The sequence below is a fragment of the Streptococcus oralis genome, from assembly GCF_965111685.1.
In the GTDB taxonomy this organism is placed as follows: domain Bacteria; phylum Bacillota; class Bacilli; order Lactobacillales; family Streptococcaceae; genus Streptococcus; species Streptococcus oralis_B.
Genome location: NZ_OZ217340.1, coordinates 130,650 through 156,686 on the forward strand (window position 1 = coordinate 130,650; position 26,037 = coordinate 156,686).

Annotated in this window: 19 protein-coding genes and 1 CRISPR repeat array; of the genes, 8 read left to right on the forward strand and 11 right to left on the reverse strand. The window is 41.4% G+C overall.

What is annotated here, in order from left to right; translation table 11 throughout:
* Window positions 1-31: 31 nt before the first annotated feature.
* The 3 genes from ACLV7H_RS00785 to ACLV7H_RS00795 form a co-directional block, all read right to left on the reverse strand.
* Window positions 32-874: a sugar ABC transporter permease gene (locus tag ACLV7H_RS00785; protein WP_411866101.1), complete on the reverse strand. Its 843-nt coding sequence runs from the start codon at window positions 872-874 to the stop codon at window positions 32-34.
* Between the two features lies 1 nt (window position 875).
* Window positions 876-2,168 carry an ABC transporter permease subunit gene (locus ACLV7H_RS00790; protein WP_411866102.1) on the reverse strand — a complete coding sequence of 431 codons (1,293 nt, stop codon included), beginning with the start codon at window positions 2,166-2,168 and terminating at the stop codon, window positions 876-878.
* A 124-nt stretch (window positions 2,169-2,292) separates the two neighbouring features.
* On the reverse strand, window positions 2,293-3,573 hold the full coding sequence (locus ACLV7H_RS00795; protein ID WP_045593724.1) for an extracellular solute-binding protein: 1,281 nt from the start codon (window positions 3,571-3,573) through the stop codon (window positions 2,293-2,295).
* A 472-nt stretch (window positions 3,574-4,045) separates the two neighbouring features.
* On the opposite strand from ACLV7H_RS00795, the gene malQ reads away from it, so the two are divergent.
* Complete coding sequence (gene malQ, locus ACLV7H_RS00800; RefSeq protein ID WP_411866103.1) at window positions 4,046-5,563, forward strand: 4-alpha-glucanotransferase; 1,518 nt, start codon at window positions 4,046-4,048, stop codon at window positions 5,561-5,563.
* Window positions 5,564-5,588: 25 nt separating this feature from the next.
* Window positions 5,589-7,847 carry a glycogen/starch/alpha-glucan family phosphorylase gene (gene glgP / locus ACLV7H_RS00805; RefSeq protein WP_411866104.1) on the forward strand — a complete coding sequence of 753 codons (2,259 nt, stop codon included), beginning with the start codon at window positions 5,589-5,591 and terminating at the stop codon, window positions 7,845-7,847.
* A 65-nt stretch (window positions 7,848-7,912) separates the two neighbouring features.
* Here the strand turns inward: glgP and ACLV7H_RS00810 are convergent, their stop codons facing one another.
* Both ACLV7H_RS00810 and tyrS read right to left on the reverse strand, forming a co-directional pair.
* A complete protein-coding gene (locus ACLV7H_RS00810) occupies window positions 7,913-8,761 on the reverse strand; it encodes a putative RNA methyltransferase (RefSeq protein WP_411866105.1) in 849 nt (282 codons plus the stop codon).
* A gap of 54 nt (window positions 8,762-8,815) precedes the next feature.
* Window positions 8,816-10,072 (reverse strand): tyrosine--tRNA ligase, encoded by a 1,257-nt coding sequence (tyrS, locus tag ACLV7H_RS00815; protein ID WP_411866106.1) that lies wholly within the window; start codon window positions 10,070-10,072, stop codon window positions 8,816-8,818.
* Window positions 10,073-10,212: 140 nt separating this feature from the next.
* Here tyrS and pbp1b point away from each other — a divergent pair, with 140 nt between their 5' ends.
* The 6 genes from pbp1b to ACLV7H_RS00845 all read left to right on the forward strand — a co-directional run bounded on the left by pbp1b (window position 10,213) and on the right by ACLV7H_RS00845 (window position 16,880).
* Window positions 10,213-12,693, forward strand: a complete 2,481-nt coding sequence (gene pbp1b / locus ACLV7H_RS00820; protein WP_411866107.1) for a penicillin-binding protein PBP1B — start codon at window positions 10,213-10,215, stop codon at window positions 12,691-12,693.
* A gap of 77 nt (window positions 12,694-12,770) precedes the next feature.
* On the forward strand, window positions 12,771-13,682 hold the full coding sequence (locus ACLV7H_RS00825) for a DMT family transporter (protein ID WP_411866108.1): 912 nt from the start codon (window positions 12,771-12,773) through the stop codon (window positions 13,680-13,682).
* Window positions 13,683-13,766: 84 nt separating this feature from the next.
* Complete coding sequence (gene dapD, locus ACLV7H_RS00830; RefSeq protein ID WP_411866109.1) at window positions 13,767-14,465, forward strand: 2,3,4,5-tetrahydropyridine-2,6-dicarboxylate N-acetyltransferase; 699 nt, start codon at window positions 13,767-13,769, stop codon at window positions 14,463-14,465.
* A gap of 69 nt (window positions 14,466-14,534) precedes the next feature.
* A complete protein-coding gene (locus ACLV7H_RS00835) occupies window positions 14,535-15,665 on the forward strand; it encodes an N-acetyldiaminopimelate deacetylase (protein WP_411866110.1) in 1,131 nt (376 codons plus the stop codon).
* Between the two features lie 11 nt (window positions 15,666-15,676).
* On the forward strand, window positions 15,677-16,216 hold the full coding sequence (locus tag ACLV7H_RS00840; protein WP_411866111.1) for a 5-formyltetrahydrofolate cyclo-ligase: 540 nt from the start codon (window positions 15,677-15,679) through the stop codon (window positions 16,214-16,216).
* The gene (locus ACLV7H_RS00845) at window positions 16,200-16,880 is read left to right on the forward strand and encodes a rhomboid family intramembrane serine protease (RefSeq protein WP_411866112.1); all 681 of its coding nucleotides are present in this window, start codon (window positions 16,200-16,202) and stop codon (window positions 16,878-16,880) included. The genes ACLV7H_RS00840 and ACLV7H_RS00845 overlap by 17 nt, the downstream gene beginning before the upstream one ends.
* Before the next feature lie 49 nt (window positions 16,881-16,929).
* Window positions 16,930-17,493: a CRISPR direct-repeat array (repeat unit 36 nt; unit sequence GTTTTGGAACCATTCGAAACAACACAGCTCTAAAAC).
* A gap of 90 nt (window positions 17,494-17,583) precedes the next feature.
* On the opposite strand, the gene csn2 is transcribed toward ACLV7H_RS00845, so the two are convergent.
* The 6 genes from csn2 to ACLV7H_RS00875 form a co-directional block, all read right to left on the reverse strand.
* On the reverse strand, window positions 17,584-18,246 hold the full coding sequence (gene csn2, locus ACLV7H_RS00850; RefSeq protein ID WP_411866113.1) for a type II-A CRISPR-associated protein Csn2: 663 nt from the start codon (window positions 18,244-18,246) through the stop codon (window positions 17,584-17,586).
* Window positions 18,236-18,580: a CRISPR-associated endonuclease Cas2 gene (gene cas2, locus ACLV7H_RS00855; RefSeq protein ID WP_411866114.1), complete on the reverse strand. Its 345-nt coding sequence runs from the start codon at window positions 18,578-18,580 to the stop codon at window positions 18,236-18,238. Before cas2 ends, csn2 begins: the two co-directional genes overlap by 11 nt.
* A complete protein-coding gene (gene cas1 / locus ACLV7H_RS00860; RefSeq protein WP_411866115.1) occupies window positions 18,577-19,443 on the reverse strand; it encodes a type II CRISPR-associated endonuclease Cas1 in 867 nt (288 codons plus the stop codon). Before cas1 ends, cas2 begins: the two co-directional genes overlap by 4 nt.
* Complete coding sequence (gene cas9, locus ACLV7H_RS00865) at window positions 19,443-23,558, reverse strand: type II CRISPR RNA-guided endonuclease Cas9 (protein ID WP_411866116.1); 4,116 nt, start codon at window positions 23,556-23,558, stop codon at window positions 19,443-19,445. The genes cas1 and cas9 overlap by 1 nt, the downstream gene beginning before the upstream one ends.
* Window positions 23,559-24,038: 480 nt before the next feature.
* The gene (gene galU / locus ACLV7H_RS00870; protein WP_049490103.1) at window positions 24,039-24,938 is read right to left on the reverse strand and encodes a UTP--glucose-1-phosphate uridylyltransferase GalU; all 900 of its coding nucleotides are present in this window, start codon (window positions 24,936-24,938) and stop codon (window positions 24,039-24,041) included.
* Window positions 24,939-24,959: 21 nt separating this feature from the next.
* Window positions 24,960-25,976 (reverse strand): NAD(P)H-dependent glycerol-3-phosphate dehydrogenase, encoded by a 1,017-nt coding sequence (locus tag ACLV7H_RS00875; protein WP_411866117.1) that lies wholly within the window; start codon window positions 25,974-25,976, stop codon window positions 24,960-24,962.
* Window positions 25,977-26,037: the final 61 nt, after the last annotated feature.

The window sequence follows — 26,037 nt, forward strand, 5'->3', positions numbered from 1 at the left end:
GTATAAAATGAAAAAGGGTGGCGGGGATAAATTATCCCTTGTCGCCACCACTTGTAAGTCCTGAAACAAAGTTCTTTTGTAGGAAGAAGAAGAGAATACAGATTGGAAGGGCGATGAGGATAGCACCTGCTGAGAAGTAGGCGATCTTCATGTTTTTCACATTGCTAACGAAGGTTTGGAGACCAACGGCAACAGTAAAGTATTCTTTCTCACGAAGCAAGAAACTAGAGAGGATATAGTCTCCGAAAGGTCCCATGAAGGCCCAGAGGGCTTGTACAGCTACCATTGGGCGAACAAGAGGGAGGACGATTTGCCAGAAGCGACGGAAGTGTCCTGCACCATCTAGTTTTGCTGATTCATCAAGAGACATTGGCACGGTATCGAAGTAACCTTTCATGAGCCAAGCATTCATCGGAATACCTCCACCGACGTAGAGGAAGATGAGGAACCAGCTATGGTTAAGGGCGTTCAATATAAGCGCCATAACGAAGAAGGCGGTCAAAGCAGCCATGGTTGGCACCATTTGGATAATCAAGAAGAAGACCAAACTTTGTTTACGAGCCAAGAAGTTGTATCGGCTGTAGGCATAACCAGCAAGTACGATGATGCTTGTTTGTACAGCCATTGTAATCAAGGCGATGATCAAAGTATTAAGGTACCAAGTACCGTATAAGGTTTCAGTAAAGAGTCCTTTAAAGTTATCAAAACTAAAATCGACGTTACCATCTAGTTTAAAGGCTGCCACGTTACCTGCCTTGAAGGCTGACATGATGGTAATCAAAAGTGGATAGATAATGACAATTGATAGGCCAATCAAGTAGAGGTAAGTGAGGGTTCGAGTCAGTCTACGTTTGAGTTTGATTGAGTTATTCATCTTAGACGTCCTCCATATCAAATGCGTGTAGTTTCTTGAATGCGATCATAGAGATAGAGATGACAATGATTGAGATAATCAAGGTAACAGCTGCCGCCATTGAGTATTGAGGAGATGTACCTGTTGTCAAACGGTAAATCCATGAGATCAAGATATCAGTTGAACCAGCTCCACCTCCGACAGTACCAGGACCTCCACCATTGAAGAGGTACATGATAGAGAAGTTGTTAAAGTTGAAGGTGTATTGGCTAATCAATGTTGGTGCTGCAACAGCCAAGATCATTGGGAAAGTGATGTTGCGGAATTTTTGCCAAGCATTAGCACCATCGATATAAGCCGCTTCGTAGAGGTCGTTAGGAATCGACTGCAAGATACCCAAAGTCAAAACGTAGATGTATGGGAATCCTAGCCAACCTTGCATCATAATCAAAGCAATCTTAGTCCAAGTTGGGTCTGTTTTCCAAGGGATAAGTGCTCCGTCAAGGAAAGGAAGGACCTTAGCCAAGATTGGCAATACTTGAGTGTTGATAGCACCAACACTATCGTTAAACATATTTGAGAATGTCAAAATAGTGATGAAGGCTGGGACAGCCCAAGGAAGAAGGAAAATAACACCAAAGATACGTTTTCCTTTGATAAATGGTTGGTTAGCAATGATCGCTGTGAAGATACCAATCACAATCTGCAAAGTAGAAGCAGACAAGGCCCAGATGATGGTCCAAGAAAGAACGGCACCGAAGGCTGAACGGAAGGTACTTAAGCTCCAGATATTTGTAAAGTTAGTCAAACCAACCCAGTCCAACAATTTGTTTGGTGGCAAGTGTTGGAAGTCATAGTTGGTAAAGGCAATCATCAAGGTTACGATAACTGGAAAGATAATCGCAAATGTCATCGCTACATACGATGGGATGATCAAAAGGTATGGGAATCCATTCTCATAAATACCTTTAATCATATCCTTAAAGGTACGAGCTACAGGAATACCGTTATTGATACGTTTAGCAGTCGTATGTGCATCCTTGATGTTAAAGATGTAAAAGAGCAAGTAAACGACTACAAAGATTAAATGGAAAGCACCACGAATCAGCATAAATAGGGAATTATCACGACCTGGTTTGTCACCAAGAGTGATCAAATTGCTCAATTCAGGGCTTGCAAGTGTTAGAAAATACAGAACAAATAGAACAGTAACACCAAGAAAAATAAATCCTTTAGCTTTTTGTTTGTTATAGATTTGTCCTAAACCAGGAATGATTGACAGCAAGGCTGCTTTGCGAGGCTGTTGTTTTTCCATGATTACTCCTTTCATAGGATGCGAGATAAAACTCGGATTCGATCGTAAGATACGTGCGTATGATAATAGGCGTATCTATAAATTCAAAGGGGGATTTGAATTCCACCCCCCTTGAACAAATTTTTTATTCACCAAATTTTTGTTTGATTGTTTCTTTGATCAATGTTACAGCATCGTTAGCAGCTGTTTTAGCATCTTTTTGACCACTTACAGCTTCAAAGAGCATATTTTTCGCTGGATCCCAAACTGCAGACATTTGAGAGATGTTTGGTAGTGGTTGAGTGTTCTTGAACTGTTTGATAACAGCTGTTGTCAACTCATCGTTTTTACCTTCAGCGTATGAACGAGCCTCAGTATTAGCTGGGATTTCGTTAGTCTTATCATATAATACTTTTTGTTGTTCAGTTGAAACAAGGAAGTCTACAAATTTTTGAGAAGCTTCAAGGTTCTTAACGGCTTGAGGAATGACCCAAGCTTTACCACCACCGAAGGCAGTATATTCTTTTCCATTTGGAAGAGTTGGGATAGTCGCAACTCCGTAGTTTACTTTAGCATCTTTAAAGGCTTGAGCTTTCCAAGGTCCGTCGATGATAGCAGCTGTTTTACCTTCTTGGAAATGAGTTTGGATTAAGTTTGGAGCACCTTCAGTATCTTGCATACCTTTAGGCCATTTTTCATACCAAGATTTAGCATAGTTGATAGCTGTAATTGAACCTTCGTTTGCAAGTCCGATATCTTTAGGATCTTTACCGTTTTGACCAAATACATAACCACCATTACCAGCAAGAAGTCCGTAAGCGTAGTAGAAGTTTGTCCAGTCAGCTAGGAAGGCAGTAGTTTTCCCATCTTCACCAGCAAAGGCATATTTGCTATCTTTAGCAAGGTTTTCTAAGTCAGCAAAAGTTTTTGGAGCTTCTTTTATCAAGTCTTTGTTGTAGTACATAACGAGTGACTCGATAACGGCAGGAGCACCGTAAACTTTACCATTAGCAGACGTTACAAGAGATTTAGTTGTGTCGTCTGTTTTAGCACCATCGCTCAATTTCACTTCTGAAAGTTGTCCGTCAGAACCCAAGCTACCTACACGATCGTATGGTGCCATCATAACATCAGGGACATTACCAGATTGGTTGTCAAGGGAAAGTTTATCAAGACCTCCTAGGGCATCACCAGTTTTAACAGTAACTTTTACTCCAGAATCTTTTTCATAAGCTTTAGCAACCTCTTCAATATAGCTCTTGTATCCCTCGTCTACATATACAGTGAGTTCTTTTGCTTCCATTGCTTCAGATGAGCTAGCATCAGTAGCTTTATCAGCAGTTTTGCTTCCGCAAGCTACCAAGAGCAAGCTAGCGAGAGTAGCAGTTCCGAGCACAGCAGCGCTCTTCATGAATTTAGATGACATAGTGTATTCCTCCTAAAGAATAACAGTATAATTTATTTAGAAAACGCAAACGTTTTCTTTTATGAGCCTATTATAGCACAAATAGAAAACGGTTGCAAGCTTTTTTCAAAATTTTTTTAAAAAAATTTTAAGGTTTCAAACATTTGTTAAAGCCTATATATAGGAAAAATCTTAAAATAAATGTTTTTTTTGAATTAAAAATATATTAGGAAAACGATTGCGTAAATTCGGCTCGGTTTTCAGAAAATAGAGCAGATATTGGGAATGAGTTATCTTAAATCATAAAATCTTTAAAATTTTTTCGCTTATTTCATAAAATATCAGTGGCGACAAGTTTTGTTTGATTAAAATAATTCAAAAAAATTTTTTAAAACCGCTTGCATTTGTTTTTGAAATGCGTTATACTTAAATCAACGCAAACGTTTGCGCCTTAATTGCGCAACGTTTTATAACAAACACATGAGGTGCTATTATGAAAAAACGTCAAAGTGGTGTGTTGATGCACATCTCTTCTCTGCCAGGAGCATACGGGATTGGATCGTTTGGTAAAAGTGCGTACGACTTTGTTGATTTCTTAGTTCGTACCAAACAACGTTACTGGCAAATCCTTCCATTAGGAACAACTAGTTACGGTGATTCTCCATACCAATCATTCTCAGCCTTTGCTGGGAATACGCATTTTATCGACCTTGATATCTTGGTAGAGCAAGGCTTGCTCGAAGCCAGTGATCTTAAAGGTGTTGACTTTGGTAGCGGTGCATTTGAAGTTGACTATGCGAAGATTTATTACGCACGTCGTCCACTTTTAGAAAAAGCAGTAAAACGCTTCTTGGAAGTGGGTGATGTCAAAGATTTTGAGAAGTTTGCTCAAGACAACCAATCATGGCTCGAACTCTTCGCAGAATATATGGCTATCAAAGAGCATTATGACAATCTTGCTTGGACAGAATGGCCAGATGCAGACGCTCGTGCGCGTAAAGCTTCAGCACTTGAAAGCTACCGTGAGAAATTGGCAGACAAGTTGGTTTACCACCGTGTGACTCAATACCTCTTCTTCCAACAATGGTTGAAATTGAAAGCCTACGCTAACGACAACCACATCGAAATTGTTGGAGATATGCCAATCTATGTTGCGGAAGATTCAAGCGATATGTGGGCAAATCCACATCTCTTCAAGACAGATGCCAATGGTAAAGCAACCTGCATCGCAGGATGCCCACCAGATGAGTTTTCTGCCACTGGTCAGCTTTGGGGGAACCCAATCTATGACTGGGAAGCAATGGACAAAGACGGGTACAAATGGTGGGTTGAACGCTTGCGTGAAAGCTTCAAAATCTACGATATCGTTCGTATCGACCACTTCCGCGGTTTCGAATCTTACTGGGAAATTCCTGCTGGTTCCGATACAGCAGCACCTGGTAAATGGGTGAAAGGTCCAGGCTACAAACTCTTCGCAGCCGTTAAGGAAGAGCTTGGTGAGCTAAACATCATCGCAGAAGACCTTGGTTTCATGACAGATGAAGTCATCGAGTTACGTGAACGTACTGGCTTCCCAGGAATGAAGATTCTTCAATTTGCCTTCAACCCAGAAGATGAAAGTATCGATAGTCCACACTTGGCACCTGCCAACTCTGTTATGTACACAGGAACTCACGATAACAATACAGTCCTTGGTTGGTACCGTAATGAGATCGACGATCCAACTCGTGAATACATGGCTCGTTACACAAACCGTAAAGAGTACGAAACAGTGCCACACGCAATGCTTCGCACAGTATTTTCATCAGTTAGCTTCATGGCTATTGCAACCATGCAAGATTTGCTAGAGCTAGATGAGTCAGCTCGTATGAACTTCCCATCTACTCTTGGCGGAAACTGGTCATGGCGTATGACAGCAGACCAATTGACACCAGCTGTTGAAGAAACTTTGCTTGACTTGACTACAATTTATCGCCGAATCAATGAAAATTTGGTAGAATTAAAGAAATAATACAATATCAGGAGACACCTTAAACATGTTATCACTACAAGAATTTGTGCAAAATCGTTACAATAAAACCATTGCAGAATGTAGCAATGAAGAGCTTTACCTTGCTCTTCTCAACTACAGCAAGCTTGCTAGCAGTCAAAAACCAGTCAACACTGGTAAGAAAAAAGTTTACTACATCTCAGCTGAGTTCTTAATCGGTAAACTCTTGTCAAACAACTTGATTAACCTCGGACTTTATGACGATGTGAAAAAAGAACTTGCTGCTGCAGGTAAAGAGTTGATCGAAATCGAAGAAGTAGAATTGGAACCATCACTTGGTAACGGTGGTTTGGGACGTTTGGCAGCCTGCTTTATCGACTCAATCGCTACACTTGGTTTGAATGGTGACGGTGTTGGTTTGAACTACCACTTCGGTCTTTTCCAACAAGTTCTTAAAAACAACCAACAAGAAACAATTCCTAACGCTTGGTTGACAGAGCAAAACTGGTTGGTTCGCTCAAGCCGTAGCTACCAAGTGCCATTTGCACACTTCACATTGACATCTACCCTTTACGATATCGATGTACCTGGTTACAAGACAGCTACTAAAAACCGCTTGCGTTTGTTTGACTTGGATTCAGTTGATTCTTCTATCATCGAAGATGGTATCAACTTTGACAAGACAGATATCGCTCGCAACTTGACTCTCTTCCTTTACCCAGACGATAGCGACAAGCAAGGTGAATTGCTCCGTATCTTCCAACAATACTTCATGGTTTCAAACGGTGCACAATTGATCATCGACGAAGCAATCGAAAAAGGAAGCAACTTGCATGACCTTGCGGACTATGCAGTTGTACAAATCAACGATACTCACCCATCAATGGTGATTCCTGAATTGATTCGTCTTTTGACTGCACGTGGTATCGAACTTGATGAAGCAATCTCAATCGTTCGTAGCATGACTGCCTACACTAACCACACAATCCTTGCTGAAGCCCTTGAAAAATGGCCTCTTGAATTCTTGCAAGAAGTAGTTCCTCACTTGGTACCAATCATCGAAGAATTGGACCGTCGTGTAAAGGCAGAATACAAAGACCCAGCTGTTCAAATCATCGATGAGAGCGGACGTGTTCACATGGCTCACATGGATATCCACTACGGATACAGCGTAAATGGGGTTGCGGCTCTTCACACTGAAATCTTGAAGAACTCAGAGTTGAAAGCTTTCTACGACATCTACCCAGAAAAATTCAACAACAAAACAAACGGTATCACATTCCGTCGTTGGCTCATGCATGCCAACCCAAGATTGTCTCACTACTTGGATGAGATTCTTGGAGAAGGTTGGCACCATGAAGCAGATGAGCTTGAAAAACTCTTGTCATACGAAGACAAGGCTGCTGTCAAAGAAAAATTGGAAAGCATCAAGGCTCACAACAAACGTAAATTGGCTCGTCACTTGAAAGATCACCAAGGTGTGGAAATCAATACAAACTCTATCTTTGATATCCAAATCAAACGTCTTCACGAGTACAAACGCCAACAAATGAACGCTTTGTATGTCATCCACAAATACCTTGATATCAAGGCTGGTAATATCCCTGCTCGTCCAATCACAGTCTTCTTTGGGGGTAAAGCAGCTCCTGCCTACACAATCGCCCAAGACATCATTCACTTGATCCTTTGCTTGTCAGAAGTGATTGCAAACGACCCAGAAGTAGCTCCACACTTGCAAGTCGTAATGGTTGAAAATTACAACGTTACTGCAGCAAGCTTCCTTATCCCAGCATGTGACATCTCAGAACAAATCTCACTTGCTTCTAAGGAAGCTTCAGGTACCGGTAACATGAAATTCATGTTGAACGGAGCTTTGACTCTTGGTACTATGGACGGAGCTAACGTGGAAATCGCTGAGTTGGTTGGCGACGAAAACATCTATATTTTTGGTGAAGATTCAGAAACTGTTATCGACCTTTACGCAAAAGCAGCTTACAAATCAAGCGAATTCTACGCTCGTGAAGCTATCAAACCATTGGTCGACTTCATCGTGAGTGACGCTATTCTTGCAGTAGGCAAGAAAGAACGCTTGGAACGTCTTTACAACGAATTGATCAACAAAGACTGGTTCATGACTCTCCTTGACTTGGAAGACTACATCAAAGTCAAAGAGCAAATGCTTGCTGACTACGAAGACCGTGACGCATGGTTGGATAAAGTCATCGTTAACATTGCCAAAGCAGGATTCTTCTCATCTGACCGTACAATTGCTCAGTACAACGAAGATATCTGGCACTTGAACTAAGATTTTTTGCAACAGATTATAAAAAGCGCATCTAAAAAGATGCGTTTTTTTATCTTTAAAATATTTCACCCTACTTTCCCAACCAGAATCTCTGCTTCAATGGTAATCTCAGTCAACTGAGTCCAGTCAATCTTACTTTGGTCAACGTGAAAGAGTAAGGGTGTCATGGAAAGCAGGGCTTGGCGTTGCTCTGCTGTGATAGGTTTTGTTAAGGAAGCAATCTGACTAGATTGGATGCTGAAATGTTCCTGGAAATGTTCTTTGATATCTTGGTTGGAATAGTCCTTCTTTGTCAGTTGGTCCTGAACTATTTGACGGATTTCTTTGAGGTGATTTTCAGTTGGGATGACCTTGATTAAGATACCGTTTTGGGATAAAACGCGACGGAATTCTCCATAATTTGCAGGTGAAAAGATATCAAGCAGGATATCCATGCTGGCGTCTTTTATAGGAAGACGAGCCAGGTCGCCGACAAACCAGTTGACCGCCCAGTTGGGTTCACTCTTAGCAGCGATTTGAACGGAATCTTTTGAAATATCAAATGCATAGAAGGTTTTGTCAGGATGACTTTCTTGGAGTTTACGAGAGTAGAAACCTTCGCCACAACCGATGTCCAAGACAATTTTTGCAGATGATTTAGTCGCTAGTAGGTCAGAAATGCCTTCTAAGATAGCCTGATAAAAGCAAGCTTCTAGGATTTGTTGGCGGTTTTGGAAGTTTTTCTTGTCGTAGTTGGCAGATTGCTTAATTTGAGGAGTCAGATTGACATAGCCGAATTTTGATAAATCAAAAGAATGGCGATTGCTACACTTGAGACTAGTTTCGACCAAGGTCAGATCTTCTTGGCAGATGGGGCAGGCAAAGGCACTGGCAGCAGCAAAGCGTTGGAGTTTGGGTTTGAGGTTTGTATTCATAGTTTTAGTCTAGCAAAAAAAGGACTGGATGGCAAATGCCTCCAGTCTGCTTTTTTAGTATGTAAGAACGAAGTATTTTTTCTTTCCGCGGCGGATAACAGTTAGTTCGTTTTCTAACTTATCTGCATCACTTAAGACATAGTCAAGGTCTTGGATACGGTCGCCGTTGACGTAGATGGCTCCGTTTTGGACATCTTCACGGGCTTGGCGTTTTGAGTTAACCACACCAGATGACACAAGGAGTTCCACGATATTGTGGTTTTCGTCTGCTTGTACTTGGTAGTTTGGCACTCCACGAAGTCCCTGTTTGAGTTCTTTGACAGAAAGGTTTTTGATGTTTCCTGCAAATAGTTGCTCTGTGATATTGAGGGCTTCCTTGTAGGCTTCTTCTCCGTGAACAAGAGTTACGACTTCACGAGCGAGGACTTTTTGAGCCAAGCGTTCGTGTGGAGCTGCTTCAAACTGTTTGCGGATGTCTTCGATCTCATCAAGTGACAAGAAAGTAAAGATCTTCAAGAAGCGAACGGCGTCAGCATCCATGACATTCATCCAGAATTGGTACATTTCGTATGGGGAAGTCTTTTCAGGGTTGAGCCAAACAGCGTTTCCTTCAGATTTACCAAATTTCTTACCAGTTGCGTCTGTGATGAGTGGAACAGTGATTACGTGACTAGTCTTGTCAGCCTTACGACGAAGCAATTCGGTACCAGCTGTCATATTTCCCCACTGGTCAGAACCACCGATTTGAAGGGTTACATTGTGCTCTTGATTAAGGACAAAGAAGTCGTAACCTTGCATGATTTGGTAGGCAAACTCTGTGTAAGAAATCCCTGTTTCAATCCGTTTCTTCACAGACTCCTTGCTCATCATGTAGTTGACAGTGAAGTATTTTCCGACATCACGTAGGAAGTCAATGAAGCTGATGCTGGCAAACCAGTCGTAGTTGTTGACCATGACAGCTTTATTTTCACCATTTTCAAAGTCAAGAAAACGAGAAAGTTGTCCTTGGATAGACTTGACCCAGCCATCTACTGTGTCTTTTGTTTGGAGACTACGCTCAGCATCTTTGAAGGACGGATCTCCGATGAGACCTGTAGCACCGCCAACGAGCGCATATGGTTTGTGACCTGCTAACTGCAAACGACGACTTGTCAAGATTGCGACAAGGTGACCTAGGTGAAGGCTGTCAGCAGTTGGATCGTAGCCAGTATAATAAGAAACTTGACCTTCTTCTAGGGCTTTGCGCAAAGCTTCTTCATCAGTCGTTTGAAAAATCAAACCACGCTCTTTTAGCTCATCAAAAATGTGCATGTGTCTTTTCTCCTTTATAAAGTATTGTTTCTACCTATTGTATCACAAACTTGGTCAATAGCCTAGTGGAATAGGGAAGAAAGTGGCTATTTTATTGAAAGTTTCCCTTTTATGGTATAATAAAGAAAGCGAGGACATTCATGAAAGAAAGAATTAATGAATTAAAAATAAGAATGCTGCATTTTTTCCATCAGCTAATGCAACGAATTGCAAAATGGAAGAAAAGACTAGCAGAAAAACTAGCTAATAAGAAAACCAGTAAAAAGGGGACCTCTTCTGACAAAGTTAGAAAGGCAGGGTCTATTTTTGCTAGGGTTTTGAGTGGGTTTAAAATAGTTTTTAACACTCTCTTTATCCTAGGTTTTATCGGTGGACTGTTTGGCGCTGGTGTGGCTATGGGTTATGGAGTCGCTCTATTTGACAAGGCCCAGGTACCTCAAGCAGAAGAGTTGGTCAAACAAGTGAAGGATATTGCCTCCATCTCAGAAATCACTTATTCTGACGGCAGTACTATTGCCTCGATTGAGGGCGATTTATTGCGCACTTCAGTCGCTTCAGATGCTATCTCAGACAACCTTAAGAAAGCTATTGTTGCGACAGAGGACGAGCATTTCCATGAACACAAGGGAGTTGTACCTAAGGCTGTTATTCGTGCGACCTTGGGAACCTTTGTCGGTCTAGGCTCGTCTAGTGGTGGTTCGACATTGACTCAGCAGGTCATCAAGCAGCAAGTGGTGGGGGATGCTCCAACTCTAGCTCGTAAGGCCAAAGAAATTATTGATGCTCTAGCTTTAGAACGGGTCATGGGTAAGGATGAGATTATGACAACCTACCTTAACATTGCTCCTTTTGGTCGCAATCATAAAGGTCAAAATATTGCAGGTGCCCAGCAGGCTGCAGAAGGAATCTTTGGGGTCAATGCTTCGGATTTAACGGTCCCTCAAGCTGCCTTTATCGCAGGATTGCCACAGAGTCCAATCAGTTATTCTCCTTATGAATCTGATGGTAGTATGAAGAGTGATGAGGATATGGCTTTGGGGATTAAGCGTGCCAAGGATGTTCTCTACAACATGTACCGGACAGGGGCTCTAAGTCAGGAAGACTACGATAAGTACAAAGATTATGACTTTAAGAAAGACTTCCTACCATCAGGTAGTGTTAGTGGTACTTCGCGTGACTATCTCTACTATGCAACCTTGGCAGAAGCTACTGATCGCATGTATGACTACCTCGTCCAACGAGATAATGTTTCTGCGCAAGAATTAAAGAATGAGTCCATTCAGAAATCCTATCGTGATTTAGCCACTAAGGAAATTGAAAATGGTGGATATAAGATTACGACAACTATCAATAAAAATGTTCATGCTGCGATGCAAAATGCGGTTGCGACCTACGGCTATCTGCTAGATGATTCGACAGGTCAGCCTGAGGTGGGGAATGTCCTCATGGACAACCAAACGGGAGCTATCCTAGGATTTGTTGGTGGTCGTAATTATCAAGAAAATCAGAATAATCACGCTATCGATACCAAGCGTTCTCCAGCTTCAACCACGAAACCTATATTAGCCTATGGTATCGCGATTGACCAAGGTTTGATGGGAAGTGCAAGTATCTTGTCTAACTATCCGACAAACTTTTCAAATGGGAATCCCATCATGTATGTTAATAGTCCTGGTACAGGTATGATGACCTTGGGAGAAGCCCTTAACTACTCATGGAATATCCCAGCCTACTGGACTTATCGTACGCTTCGAGAGAAGGGCGTTGATGTCAAGGGCTATATGGAAAAAATGGGTTACGAAATCCCAGAATATGGGATTGAAAGTTTGCCGATGGGTGGGGGGATTGATGTTACAGTTGCCCAACATACCAACGGATACCAAACGATAGCCAACAAAGGAGTTTACCATAAGAAACATATGATCGCGAAGATCGAGTCAACGGATGGTCGAGTGGTATACGAGCACAAGGATGAGCCTGTCCAGGTTTATTCAAAAGCGACAGCAACCATCATGCAAAGTCTCCTTCGGGATGTCATTTCATCTCGGATTACTTCAAGTTTCCAGACGGACTTGACGACTATCAATCCATCCCTAGCTAGTGCTGACTGGATTGGAAAAACTGGTACGACCAATGAAGATGAAAATATGTGGCTCATGCTTTCTACACCTCGCTTGACTTTGGGTGGATGGTTAGGTCACGATGACAACCGACCACTAGCCAAAGGAGCAGGCCACTACCGCAATGCCAACTATATGGCCCACTTGGTCAATGCTATTCAACAAGCTGAACCTGGAATATGGGGGAATGAGCGTTTTAACCTGGATCCAAGTGTGACCAAGTCACAAGTTCTCCGATCTACAGGGCAAAAACCAGGCAAGGTTTCCATCAATGGGAAAGAAATAGAAGTTTCTGGATCAACAGTAACGAGCTACTGGGCTACTAAAGAAGGTGCCCCAGTGACCACCTATCGCTTTGCTATTGGAGGAAGCGATGCAGATTATCTGAACGCATGGAAGAATATTCTAGGAGGCATTCCGGCAGTGACTCCTCCAAGCTCAAGTTCGAGTGGAAATACTCAGAGTGGTTCTACAGGACGTTCACGTCTATTTAATCGTTAAGAAAGAGTAGTAGCAAGGTTAGTAATTTCTCCTTGTTGCTACTTTTTTCTTTGTTGGTTTCGTGTTACAATAATAATATGAATCATTATCAGAAAAAGATTGTTAAGGGAACAGTATACTCGCTACTCTCAGGCCTAATCTGGGGGATTTGTGGGATTTTAGGAGAGTATTTTTTCACTCATTATCCAGTGTCCTCTGGATGGATTACTTCTATGCGTTTATTAGTGGCGGGGAGTTTGGTTTTAGGTCTATCTGCCTTTCAGTTGCGTAGCCGCTTGTTGGACATCTGGCGTGATAAGAAAAATTATCTACCTTTCTTAGCCTATGCTATTCTAGGTATTTTTTCTGTGCAGTTTTTCTTCTATCTCTGCGTTGAGTATTCCAATGCGACGACGGCGACCATTTTGCAATTTATCAGCCCTGTTTTTATCCTGTTTTACAATCGAATCGTTTACCAGAAAAAAGCTTCGATTACAGCGATTCTCTATGTTTTAATTGCCATGCTCGGTGTTTTTTTGATATCTACAAAAGGGGATTTGTCCCAGTTATCCATGACACCCTTGGCTCTAGTGACTGGTTTGCTCAGTGCAGTAGGGGTCATGTTTAATGTTATCCTGCCTCAGCGTTTTGCACGGCGCTACGGTTTCGTTCCGACTGTTGGTTGGGGGATGATTCTGGCAGGGCTCTTTAGTAATTTCCTTTACCCTATTTATCGGATAAGTTTTCAAGTTGATCTGGTAAGTGTGCTGATTTGTCTGACGATTGCCGTGTTTGGTACTGCTTTTGCCTTTTTCCTATCTATGAAGGCTGTGTCACTCGTTTCCCCGCTGGTTGTATCGGTGGTGAGTGCTAGCGAACCGCTCTCTTCAGCTTTATTAAGTGTTCTTTTTCTGGGATTGGTCATGGATGGTTTTTTTGCCTTGGCTATGGTGTTGATTATCGTTCCGATGATTTTCTTATCTGTTGAAGAAGCAAAACAAGCCAAGTAAAGATGATTATTTGATAGTTGAGGCTTCAAATTTGAGGCCTTTTTTGGTAGAATAGGTATCATTATAACGAACCAGGAGGCACCTATGACTGCTACAAAAATGAACGCTCAAGAAATTATCCAATTTATCGCTAATGCAGAAAAGAAAACCAGTGTCAAAGTAACCTTTGAAGGGGAACTTGCAACTGCTGTACCAAGCTCTGTTGTCAAGCTAGGCAATGTTCTTTTTGGAGATTGGAAGGATATCGCTCCGCTTCTCGAAGGCTTGGTAGAAAATCAGGATTATGTTGTCGAGCAAGATGCTCGTAATTCTGCCGTTCCCTTGCTAGATAAACGTGCTATCAACGCTCGTATCGAGCCAGGTGCTATTATCCGTGACCATGTGGAAATTGGTGACAATGCTGTTATCATGATGGGAGCAGTTATCAATATCGGTGCTGAAATCGGTGCTGGAACCATGATTGACATGGGTGCTATCCTTGGTGGCCGTGCCATCGTTGGGAAAAACAGTCACGTTGGTGCAGGTGCAGTTTTGGCGGGTGTGATTGAGCCAGCTAGTGCTGAACCAGTCCGTGTTGGAGACAATGTTCTTATCGGTGCTAATGCAGTGGTTATCGAAGGGGTACAAATCGGTAGTGGTTCAGTCGTTGCCGCAGGAGCTATCGTTACCCAAGATGTCCCAGAAAACGTTGTAGTAGCAGGTGTTCCGGCTCGTATCATCAAAGAAATTGATGCCCAAACCCAACAAAAAACAGCGCTAGAGGATGCGCTTCGCACCTTGTAATTGTAAAAGTAAAAAAGAGGCGGAACCCTTTTTCCAGCCTCTTTCTTCTATCAAAAGGAGGATCGATAGATGTTAGATTTGATTCAGACTCGACGAGATTTACACCAGATTCCAGAGATTGGCTTGGAGGAGTTCAAGACTCATGCTTATTTGCTGGATGTGATTGAGAAATTGACTGCAGGCAAGGACTTTGTTCAAGTTCGTACTTGGCGGACAGGGATTTTGGTCTACCTGCAGGGAAGTCAGCCGGAGCGAACTATTGGTTGGCGAACAGACATTGATGGTCTGCCTATCGTCGAACAAACAGGACTGCCTTTCGCTTCTCAACACCAAGGTCGCATGCATGCTTGTGGCCATGATTTTCATATGACTATTGCCTTGGGCTGTCTCGAACGCGCCCTTGAGGAGCAACCCAAGAATAATCTGCTTTTTCTGTTTCAACCTGCTGAAGAAAATGAAGCTGGTGGTATGCTCATGTATGAGGATGGTGCTTTTGGAGATTGGTTGCCAGACCAGTTTTATGGTCTCCATGTTCGTCCGGATCTAAAGGTTGGACAGATTGCGACCAATACCCATACGCTCTTTGCAGGGACTTGTGAGGTGAAGATTCGTTTCAAAGGAAAAGGAGGACACGCAGCCTTTCCGCATGAAGCCAATGACGCCTTGGTGGCTGCTAGTTACTTTGTAACCCAAGTACAGTCAGTTGTCAGCCGCAATGTCAATCCAATCGAGGGGGCGGTGGTGACCTTTGGCCTTTTCCAAGCTGGAACAACCAACAATGTCATTACAGACACAGCATTTTTACACGGAACCATTCGCGCCTTGACTCAAGACATGAGCCTCTTGGTACAAAAAAGAGTCAAGACAGTCGCAGAAGGGGTTGCAGCAGCCTTTGATATGGAAGTCGATGTAGAACTCAAACAAGGGGGCTACCTACCTGTTGAGAATAATTCAGCCTTGGCGCGTGAACTGATGGACTTTTTTGAAGAGAAAGAGGGAATTGAGTTGATTGATATCGAGCCTGCTATGACAGGTGAGGATTTTGGCTATCTCCTTTCGAAGGTAGATGGCGTTATGTTCTGGCTAGGTATCGACAGTCCCTACGCCCTTCATCACCCTCAGATGAGTCCCAAGGAAGAAGCCTTAGCCGTTGGGGTGGAAGTGGTATCTAGTTTCCTGAAAAAGAAGGCAGCAGAGTAGAGGAATTGTCTATGAAAGCAGAACTACGAAAGCAAGTCTTACACGAAATGAAGGCTATATCTCAGGAACAAAAACAGGCTATGGATCAAGCTTTAACAGAGCGATTTTTAAATCACCCCTTTTACCAAGAAGCCAAGACCATCGCAACCTATCTCTCCTTCCCTCATGAATTTCAAACGCAAGAATTGATCGAGCAGGCGCTGAATGACGGCAAAAAAGTTCTGATACCCAAAACCTATCCCAAGGGGCGTATGGAGTTTGTGGTCTACAATCCACAGCAGTTGGTAAAAACTTCCTTTGGCTTACTGGAACCGCAAGGCGACTTGGAAGTGGTGGAACCGTCTCAGATTGATTTGATTCATGTTCCGGGCTTGGCTTTTACAACAGAGGGTTATCGGATTGGCTATGGTGGAGGTTACTACGACCGCTATCTGGAACATTTTGCTGGGCAGAGTCTGAGCACAATCTATCCTTGTCAAATTCAGGATTTCAACTCGGAAGACCATGATATTGCCGTTCAGGAGGTGCTAATAGATGAAGGAAATCTTTGATAAACGTTATCCTGTGACCAGTTTCTTCCTCCTAGTGACAGCATTGGTATTTCTCTTGATGTTGGTTCTTACAGGTTTAAATTTTGAACGAGCAGATACCTTGCTTCAGTTTGGAGCCATGTATGGACCGATCATTCGTTTGTTCCCCGAGCAGATATGGCGCCTTTTTTCGGCTATATTTGTGCATATTGGATGGGAGCATTTCATTGTCAATATGATTTCACTCTACTTTCTTGGACGACAGGTGGAGGAGATTTTCGGTTCTAAGCAGTTCTTCTTTCTCTATCTCTTATCAGGAATGATGGGTAATCTCTTTGTTTTTGCTTTCACACCGAAAGTCCTAGCAGCAGGGGCCTCCACTTCTCTCTATGGGTTATTTGCTGCGATTATCGTCTTGCGTTACGCAACTCGCAACTCCTATATCCAGCAGTTGGGGCAATCCTACCTGACGCTTTTCGTGATAAATATCATTGGAAGTGTTCTGATTCCAGGAATCAGCCTAGCAGGGCATATTGGTGGCGCAGTAGGCGGTGCTTTTCTAGCAGTCATTTTTCCAGTCAAATGGGAAAAAAGAATGTATAGCACCAGCCAGCGAATAGGAGCAACCCTACTTTTTATTGTACTAGCCGTTTTCCTTTGCTATAAGGGAATGAGCTATGTGTAAGGGATGGAATAGTTAAAAAGCTACTCAAAAAATGAGTAGCTTTTTTTGTAGATTGGAACCATTCGAAACAACACAGCTCTAAAACAATGCAGCACGAGATCCCGATACTTCCAAGGTTTTGGAACCATTCGAAACAACACAGCTCTAAAACAGTGATTAAATCAATGGTTGCAGAAATTAAGTTTTGGAACCATTCGAAACAACACAGCTCTAAAACATACTGTACTTATAACCAGCCACGAAATGCGTTTTGGAACCATTCGAAACAACACAGCTCTAAAACTGATTGACATGGGAGAGTCAACGAACTTGAGTTTTGGAACCATTCGAAACAACACAGCTCTAAAACTTTAAATGTTAAGCAAGACTTGTCCTGCACGTTTTGGAACCATTCGAAACAACACAGCTCTAAAACAGCTGACCATGATATCCAAAATTCAAAATGGTTTTGGAACCATTCGAAACAACACAGCTCTAAAACACATAGTCCCTTGTGACCAGCTCACGAACTGTTTTGGAACCATTCGAAACAACACAGCTCTAAAACTAACCAAGCTTCAGGTTATCTAACATGGTGGTTTTGGAACCATTCGAAACAACACAGCTCTAAAACCTCGTAGAAAAATTTTTCTTCCGAAATTTCGTAATCGCGCCATTCGTCTCAGCCAGACTTCAGCTCGTCAGGTTCCAATTGTTACTCTTATTATACCATATTTTCAGGGTTCAAGAAATAGTCTTGATCCAGCACATACTGCGGAAAATCAAAGACTTTTCGAGGTTCGACAAATAAGACTCTTAGTTGATTGAGTTGGATATACTCTATCAAATTTACTAACTCATCCTTTGATAGATAGGCGGATGCATTGATGAAAACAAGGAGTTTCTTTTTAGAAAGATATTTAAAAACCTGGACAATTTCTAGCATCTTTTCAAAAGGTGTATCACTCAGGCTTTCGACTTTGACACCAAGTGCATCGATTAACTCTAGAATGGTAATTTCATCATACTCTAGGTCTAACTCGTTTTCCAAACACTCAAATGCCAGCAATTCTGTAATCGTAGCAACCAACTTTTCAATCATGGACTTGACTTCGGGCTTGTCATTGAGTTGATTTTCTAAATCAGCATGTATCAGCTTGAGCATGGCAGGTGAGTTGAGATTGTATCCTAAGACATCCGTTATCACTAGTAACTCAGCCTCTTTCAGAGCTTTTAGATTTCTATCAAACAACTTCAACTCCCCATCATCAGTATATTGGTAGAATTGCTTGACGATAGTTGAAAAGGTAAACTGGTCTTCCAACACTAAAAAGGTTGCATTTTCAATAGTTAATGGTTCATCCAATAGTGGGAAATTAATCTTCATCTCTAGGCTCCTCTCCCAGAAAGACCAAGCGTGCGTCGGAGTTTGCTACGCTGGTATTTCGCTCACCATGTAAGTAAATCATGCGAGAAAACTGCTTTTCTGTAACGGTTAAGAGAGTAATGTTCCCTTTTTTAGGGTTATGAGCCTTGAGTCGCTCAATCATGGCGTTATTAGCAGAGTTGTTGAGCAAGAGCTTGCTATAGATTGAGAATTGGTGCATGATAAATCCCTCGTCTATGAGGAACTTCCGAAATTTCCGATAGACCTTACGTTCCTCTACGGTATCAACTGGCATATCAAACATTAAAATCATACGCATATATCGATAACTCATATCCTAAACTCAGGAACTCCTTTCTCGGGTTGATTGAGAGCTTGGATGACTTTCTTAGTATAGTCGCTGACGATATTGGACAGATACATATCTTTGCCATTGTAGTGAAAGGTATTTGAGAAAATAGTGAAAAGTTCTCGTTTGATTTTGACAAAAGAACTGTTTCGATTTTCATAGACAATTCTATCAATAATCGGACGGAAAGGCTCCATAATATCGCTAGCGAGGTTGAATTGATTGAACTGGTTGGCATGTTTCAAGCCAAACTGGGTCATACAACCAGACAATGCAATCTCACGCGCAAACATACTCAAAATTAAGGTGTAACCGTAGTCTAAGGCAGCATTGACATCATTATCTTGTTCACGGCTAAAATCATTTCCAAACAAGGTGTTAAAATAAATCCGAGCTGCGTGCCCTTCGCGGTTACTAGGATCAAACAAATCCAAACCATGATAGAGATCAATGACGGACTGAGATTTTTCTAGAAAACCACAACTCCCCAGATAAAAAGCCTGATTAAGAATTTTTTGTGCAATAATGGTGGTCCAAACTTGTGCTTTAGCCTCCTCGCTCCAAGTAATTTGACGAGAGAGTTGCAAGCTGGAATCGTGCCGACCGTAGTAGGGCATTAAGTATGCCGTTGGCAAGCGTTTATCATCACAAAAGATGACCAGAATATTTTCATCCACCAAGCGTTTTATCAGCATAGTGGAGAGAACGATATCCGTCGTCTCTAAAAGCAGGATGTCCACCTCGGACAGGTGAATCAACTCTGTCCGAGAGGCATCTTTAAAAATCAAGTGATTGTTCTTGTAGGAGAGCTTAGAGTGTGTATTGACAACAACGGTTCTCCATCCCATTAGTCTTCTCCTAGTTTGCTTAAGTCAATCCGAGTCTCGTAGAGACCAGTGATGGATTGGTGGATGAGGGTGGCGTTGAGGATTTCGGATACAGTTGTGTATCGTTTTCGATCAACATCTTTGCCCAAAAATTTAAAGGCAGCAGGAGCACCCAAAGCAGTAAAGGTCAACAAATTGATAAACGAATTTGCTAGAATTTCTATATCTGTTTGCTCATTGTCTGCATATAAGTTCTTGATTTTCTCTAGATTTGCATCTGCGAGGACATATTTTTGAGAGAACTCAGATACAAGATTTAATAAATCCTTAAATTCATTTCGGTGTTTCTGAATGTATTCTAAATGTCCTGGTTCGTCTAGTTTATGGACATTTTTAGAATGGTAGAGCAAGGTTGTTAAATATACTGGAAGCACTATTTCATTGCCTTTTTGAAGTTCTTTCGCACTTGCAAGTAGTCGTCTGCGACCATTTTCCAGTTCAAATAAACTATACTTAGGTAGGCAGAGGATGTTTTCTTTACGGACATTATGATAGCCTTTATTTTCAAGGAAAGTTATTGGATTCTCCTCAAAAGCGGCCTTTTCCATAATCGTGATACCAACTAGAGTTTTGATAGTCTTCAGTTTTTTCGCTTTTCCTTTTTCGATATCGGCAATGAGCAAGATCGAATAGGCGATAACAGGGCTATCAAATCCCCCGTATTTAGTAGTATCCCAAAGAATATCCTTTGTTTTTCGAGGGATTAGCTTGTCAGAATTTCCTTTAGGAAGAATAGACTCTTTAGAGAAGCCACCTGTTTGCACCTCTCGCTTCTTCACAATATTCACCTGCGGAAGTGAAAGAACTTTTTTGATTGTAGCGAAATCTTTTTCCTTATTCCAAGCGATTTCTCCAGTATCCTTGGAGTATTCAATATTTTCTCTTTTTACGATGGTTCCGTCTGCGTAATGTACCTCTTCTTTAAAGAAGTTCAACAAGTTTGAGTAGAAGAAATATTTTTCAGTTGCTTTTTCGACTTCTTTAGGATTTTTGGATCTTGAGATGTAGCGCTTAAGATCGTACTTTTGATACTCACCATAGACGAATTCAGGCTCTAGTTTAGGATATTTTTTAAGGATGGCCTTAGCCACTACGGCATTTAAGTAGGCATCATGTGCATGGTGGTAGTCATTGATTTCCCGAACCTTGTATAACCTAAATTCTTTACGGAAGTTGGAAACAAGGTTGGATTTCAAAGTGATGATTTTGACGGTACGGTTCTTCTTATCCTTCTCATTCACTTTTGTATTATAGCGAGCATCCAAAATCTGTGCAACGTGTTTTGTGATTTGACGTGTTTCAACTAGTTGGCGTTTGATGAAGCCAACTTTATCTCGCTCATCTAGCCCGCCACGTTCAGCCTTGGTTAAATTATTCAATTTACGTTCTGAAATCAATTTGGAATCCAACAATTGTTGCCAAAAAGCTTTTCTTTTTTGAACGACTTCTAAACTTGGAACATTATCGGATTTCCCACGATTATCCTTTGAACTAGTCAAGACACGGTTATCAAGAGAATCATCCTTGATAAAGGCCTGTGGGACGATGTGGTCAATGTCATAGCTGCTCAGTTGGTTGATATCAAGAGATTTCCCAGTATACATATCCCTCCCATTTTGGAGATAGTAGAGGAAGAGACGATCATTTTGAAGTTGAATATTATCTGTTGGATGTTCTTTTAATATATTTGAATCAAGCTCAGGTGCTAAATTTTTCAGTGCATCTTCAATGCGCTTATATCTTTGTTGAGAATTCTTTTTCCCTCTGGCAGTTGTCTGATTTTCTCGTGCCATCTCAATCACAATGGACTCAGGAGCATGGCCCATCACCTTGACAAGTTCATCAACTATCTTGATACTTTGTAAAATTCCCTTTTTAATAGCAGGACTGCCTGGGAGTTCTTGGACGACTTGCTTCACATCATCTGTCTTGCCAACCACTTGTGCTTTTTGGATAATTTCTTTGAAGGAAAGTCCGTCATCGTTGACTAACTGCATGAAGTTGCGATTGATTTTATCGTCATCAATCAGATAATCAAGAATCGTATTCCCTGTTTGCTTATCACAGATACCGTTAATCAGCTTAGCAGAGAGTTTTCCCCAACCAGTATAATGTCGGCGAATTAGTGCCTTGATTACCTTTTCATCAAAGAGAGAGTCATATTGAGCAAGGCGTTGCTTAATCATATCACGATCTTCAAAGATAGTTAGCGTGTGGACGATGTTTTCAAGAATCTCTTCATTTTTAGAATCATCCATAAACTCTTTATCCTTGATAATTTTGAGTAAATCATGATAAGTAGAAAGACTAGCGTTAAATTGTTTTTCAATTCCTTTTAGTTCGATTCCATCGTAGCCATCAACATTGTGTAGATAATGAATGATGTCTTTTTCAGTTACTTTTCTTTTCTCTTTGAATAGTTGATTGACAATTTGCTTCTTCTGCCCACTATCAAGGAATTGATAGTCTCTCAATCCTTCTGCAATAAATTTTACTTTTGTTAATTCATTATAGACAGCAAACGTTTCATACAAGAGACTGTGCTTAGGCAAAACTTTTTCCTTTGGGAGATACAAGTCATAGTTAGTCATCTTATTGATGAAGTCTTCCGCAGAGCTTGCTTTATCAACAATTTCTTCAAAGTTCCAAGGTCTGATTGCTTGATCAGAATTTCGAGTAAGCCACGCAAAATCACGATTGCTACGAGCCAATGGGCCAACGTAGTAAGGAATACGGAAGGTCAAGATTTTCTCAATTTTTTCTCTGTTTTCCTTCAAAAATGGATAATGTTCTCCTTGTCGACGGAGAATGGCATTCATCTCTTGAAGATGAATTTGGTGAGGAATAGAACCATTATCAAAGGTGCGTTGTTTTCTCAAAAAATCTTCACATTCGATTTTATCAAGGAAATAGTCTGCTCCGTCGAACTTAGAGAGAAGATTTTTGATGTATTTGTAAAATGCTTCTTGAGTGATCTTGCCATTGATATACCCAGCATACCCCTCTTTAGATTGATCAGAAAAAACTTCATCATATTTTTTTGGAAGATTGTTTTTGATGAATTGTTTTAAAGCTGCCAAGTCTTTTTGGTGGCTTTCATAGCGCTCAATCATAGATGCCGATAGCGGGGCCTTGGTTGAAGGATCTGAAACAGTTAAGATTCCTGATAGAAGAATAGCATCATAGAGTTTTTTAGCAACTAGAAAAAGGTCTGCAAAACCATCTCCAATTTGTCCGAGTAAGTTTTCCAAATCCTCATCGTAGGTATCCTTAGAGAATTGTAGCGGAGCTTTTTCTTCCAAGTCAAAATGTTTTTTAAACTCAGCTTGATTTCCTACAATTAACTTGAGAAATTCCGAGAATAAACCAGTGGATTTTTCATCAGGAAAGAGTTTTAGAACGCGTTCTCTCTTTGCAGATTTACTAATTTTATCAGAAAAAATTGCTTCTACTTGCGCGTTTTGTCCGCTAAGTGAACTTCCTTCAAAGGTGTTATCGTAAATGTTTATAAACTCGTTAAAGATTTTTTGAATATCATTGTTTTTAATATCGAAAGATTCTTCATATAAAAAATGTCCGCGGTATTTAATCATATGAGCTAATGCCAGATAGATTAAGCGCAAGTCAGCTTTTTCTTTTGAGTCCGCCAGCTGTTTCCTCAAATGATAGATAGTTGGAAATTGCTTATGATATTCTTTTTCTTCTATCAAGGTAGCAAAAATAGGGTATTTACTCCCTCTTTTATCATCAGGAACTAAACAGGAGTCATCTAGTCGATGAAAGAAACTACTATCCACCTTGCTTATTTCCTGAGAAAAGATTTCTTGAAGATAGCGAAGACGATTTTTTCGACGGGTATAGCGACGGCGCGCGGTTCGTTTTAGACGTCTATCTTCAGCAGTAGTCCCTTCATCAAATAATAAAGCTCCAATCAGATTCTTCTTGATAAAATGTTTATCAGTATTGCCCAGAACTTTCATCTTTTTCGATGGCACCTTATAGTCATCCGTAATGACGGCCCATCCGACGCTGTTTGTTCCGATATCAAGTCCGATAGAGTAAGGTTTGTTGCTCATTTAGTGTTCTCCTTTGAGTTATACTCTTTAAGTTCTTATCAGCAAATGCTAATATATTAACCTTGGCTAAATTATATATCTTTTGACTATTAAAATCAAGAAATTGTAAAACATTTTCAATATATAGATTTCTTCTTGCAATTTTTAAAAGAATGGTATACAATACAAGTGTTGGAACTATTCGAAACAACACAGCAAGTTAAAATAAGGCTTTGTCCGTACACAACTTGAGAAAGCGAGCACCGATTCGGTGCTTTTTATTTTATTATACTAATTCATTGTACTCCTATATTTGTTTAAAAACAAATAATATCATAGCGCTTTCATGGAGTTTGAGACCAATTCGATGGAGTTTATAAGTAAGTGAACTGAGAAATACAGATTCCTTTTTAAGTAGATGTTCTAAAGAATAGCAATATTAAATAAAAAGAACTGGGATAATTAACTATCCTAGTTCTTCTTTTTATATGGAATATTCTTCTATTCCCCCCCAGCCAGCTCTTTCCCGAGTTGAATGAGGTAGTCTTTCAAGTCGTCTTTGACTTGTGGGTGTTTGAGAGCGTAGTCGATGGATGTTTTCATAAAGCCAAACTTATCTCCGACATCGTAACGAGCCCCTTTGAACTCACGAGCAAATACACGTTGTGTTTTATTGAGGGTATCGATTGCATCTGTCAGCTGAATTTCATTTCCTGCACCTGGAGCTTGGTTTTCGAGGATTTGGAAAATTTCAGGTGTGAGGAGGTAGCGTCCGATGATAGCAAGGTCGCTAGGAGCATCCTCTGGCGCAGGTTTTTCAACGAAGGTTTCAACGCTGTAAAGACCATCTTTCCCTTCTCCTTGCGGAGCAATAACCCCATAGGCAGATACTTCGTCGTGAGGGACAGGCATAACAGCGATAGTAGACGCGTGAGTACGCTCGTAGTCATCCATGAGTTGTTTGGTAAGTGGAACAGCCTTTTCGTCTGTGATATCCATCAAATCATCACCAAGCATAACGACAAAAGGTTCATTTCCGACGAAAGCCTTGGCTTGTAAAACAGCATCGCCGAGACCACGTGGATGTGTTTGACGGATAAAATGCAGGCGCATGCCGGTTGTCTCATCAACCAGCTTCAGAAGATCTGTTTTCCCTTTTTCTTTAAGGTTATATTCCAATTCGAAGTTTGAGTCGAAGTGGTCCTCGATAGAACGTTTTGACTTACCCGTAACAACCAAGATATCTTCGATTCCAGACTTGAGAGCTTCTTCAACGATAAACTGGATAGTTGGCTTGTCTACGATTGGCAACATTTCCTTGGCCAAGGCCTTAGTTGCTGGGAGGAAGCGAGTTCCCAATCCAGCGGCTGGGATGACTGCTTTTCTGACTTTTTGTTTCATGATGTTCCTTTCTATAAGGGTCTAAGACCATTCGTTTTCTGCTTTAAATTCATTGTTCATGATGTCAGTGATTGCTTCTTTGATATTGACACCTTCGTAGATAACTCGGTAAATAGCCTGTGTGATTGGCATGTAGACACCCAATTCCTGAGCCAATTCGTAAGCCGCTCGAGTTGTTGAGATGCCTTCGATGACCATACCCATGTTTGCTTCGATGTCTGTGAGGGATTCTCCACGACCGAGAGCATCACCGGCCCTCCAGTTACGAGAGTGGACAGATGTTCCCGTTACAATCAAATCCCCAACTCCAGAAAGCCCGCTATAAGTCAGAGGATTAGCTCCCAGAGCGACCCCTAGACGGGTGATTTCAGCTAAGCCACGGGCAATGATAGCCGCCTTGGCATTGTCGCCAAATCCTAGACCATGTAGTGCCCCAGCGCCAACTGCGATGATGTTTTTGAGAGCACCAGCGGTTTCAACCCCGATAACATCCGTATTAGTATAGAGACGGAAGTAGTGATTGCTAAAGAGGTTTTGAACGTACTGGGCAGTTTCGAGGTCTTTAGAGGCTGCAGTGATCAAGGTAATATCCCGCACAATCGTTTCCTCAGCGTGGCTAGGTCCTGAAACAACGACGACTTCACTACGGAGATCGACTGGAATTTCCTCTTCAAGAATAGTTGATAGACGTTTGTGGCTATCTGGTTCCAATCCTTTGGAGGCATGCATGATGACAACTTTGTGATCGAGCACCTTTGCCACTTGTTGGGCAACCAGTCTCGTTACTTTTGTTGGGACCACAAATAAAACAGCATCCACATCCTTTAGTGTTTCTTCCAAGTCATGATAGGCTTTGATTTTTTCGTCCAGTAGGATATCTTTGAAGTAGCGTTTGTTTGTGTGTTGGTTATTGATTTCATCAATTTGGTCAGAAATATTTCCCCAAATACGAACCTCGTGTCCATTGTCGTTTAGGACCTGCGAAAGGGCAGTTCCCCAAGAACCAGGACCCAAGACAGCGATGGTTTGTTTCTTCATCTTTTCCTCCTTGTAAGAGTTCTTCCTTTCATTTTACCATAAAAAGCCTTTTCATGCATCA

Bases quoted from the DNA above. Each gene is read 5' to 3' on its own strand.
- ACLV7H_RS00785 (WP_411866101.1), bottom strand. From the start codon at position 874: ATGAATAACTCAATCAAACTCAAACGTAGACTGACTCGAACCCTCACT.
- ACLV7H_RS00790 (WP_411866102.1), bottom strand. From the start codon at position 2,168: ATGGAAAAACAACAGCCTCGCAAAGCAGCCTTGCTGTCAATCATTCCT.
- ACLV7H_RS00795 (WP_045593724.1), bottom strand. From the start codon at position 3,573: ATGTCATCTAAATTCATGAAGAGCGCTGCTGTGCTCGGAACTGCTACT.
- malQ (WP_411866103.1), top strand. From the start codon at position 4,046: ATGAAAAAACGTCAAAGTGGTGTGTTGATGCACATCTCTTCTCTGCCA.
- glgP (WP_411866104.1), top strand. From the start codon at position 5,589: ATGTTATCACTACAAGAATTTGTGCAAAATCGTTACAATAAAACCATT.
- ACLV7H_RS00810 (WP_411866105.1), bottom strand. From the start codon at position 8,761: ATGAATACAAACCTCAAACCCAAACTCCAACGCTTTGCTGCTGCCAGT.
- tyrS (WP_411866106.1), bottom strand. From the start codon at position 10,072: ATGCACATTTTTGATGAGCTAAAAGAGCGTGGTTTGATTTTTCAAACG.
- pbp1b (WP_411866107.1), top strand. From the start codon at position 10,213: ATGAAAGAAAGAATTAATGAATTAAAAATAAGAATGCTGCATTTTTTC.
- ACLV7H_RS00825 (WP_411866108.1), top strand. From the start codon at position 12,771: ATGAATCATTATCAGAAAAAGATTGTTAAGGGAACAGTATACTCGCTA.
- dapD (WP_411866109.1), top strand. From the start codon at position 13,767: ATGACTGCTACAAAAATGAACGCTCAAGAAATTATCCAATTTATCGCT.
- ACLV7H_RS00835 (WP_411866110.1), top strand. From the start codon at position 14,535: ATGTTAGATTTGATTCAGACTCGACGAGATTTACACCAGATTCCAGAG.
- ACLV7H_RS00840 (WP_411866111.1), top strand. From the start codon at position 15,677: ATGAAAGCAGAACTACGAAAGCAAGTCTTACACGAAATGAAGGCTATA.
- ACLV7H_RS00845 (WP_411866112.1), top strand. From the start codon at position 16,200: ATGAAGGAAATCTTTGATAAACGTTATCCTGTGACCAGTTTCTTCCTC.
- csn2 (WP_411866113.1), bottom strand. From the start codon at position 18,246: ATGAAGATTAATTTCCCACTATTGGATGAACCATTAACTATTGAAAAT.
- cas2 (WP_411866114.1), bottom strand. From the start codon at position 18,580: ATGAGTTATCGATATATGCGTATGATTTTAATGTTTGATATGCCAGTT.
- cas1 (WP_411866115.1), bottom strand. From the start codon at position 19,443: ATGGGATGGAGAACCGTTGTTGTCAATACACACTCTAAGCTCTCCTAC.
- cas9 (WP_411866116.1), bottom strand. From the start codon at position 23,558: ATGAGCAACAAACCTTACTCTATCGGACTTGATATCGGAACAAACAGC.
- galU (WP_049490103.1), bottom strand. From the start codon at position 24,938: ATGAAACAAAAAGTCAGAAAAGCAGTCATCCCAGCCGCTGGATTGGGA.
- ACLV7H_RS00875 (WP_411866117.1), bottom strand. From the start codon at position 25,976: ATGAAGAAACAAACCATCGCTGTCTTGGGTCCTGGTTCTTGGGGAACT.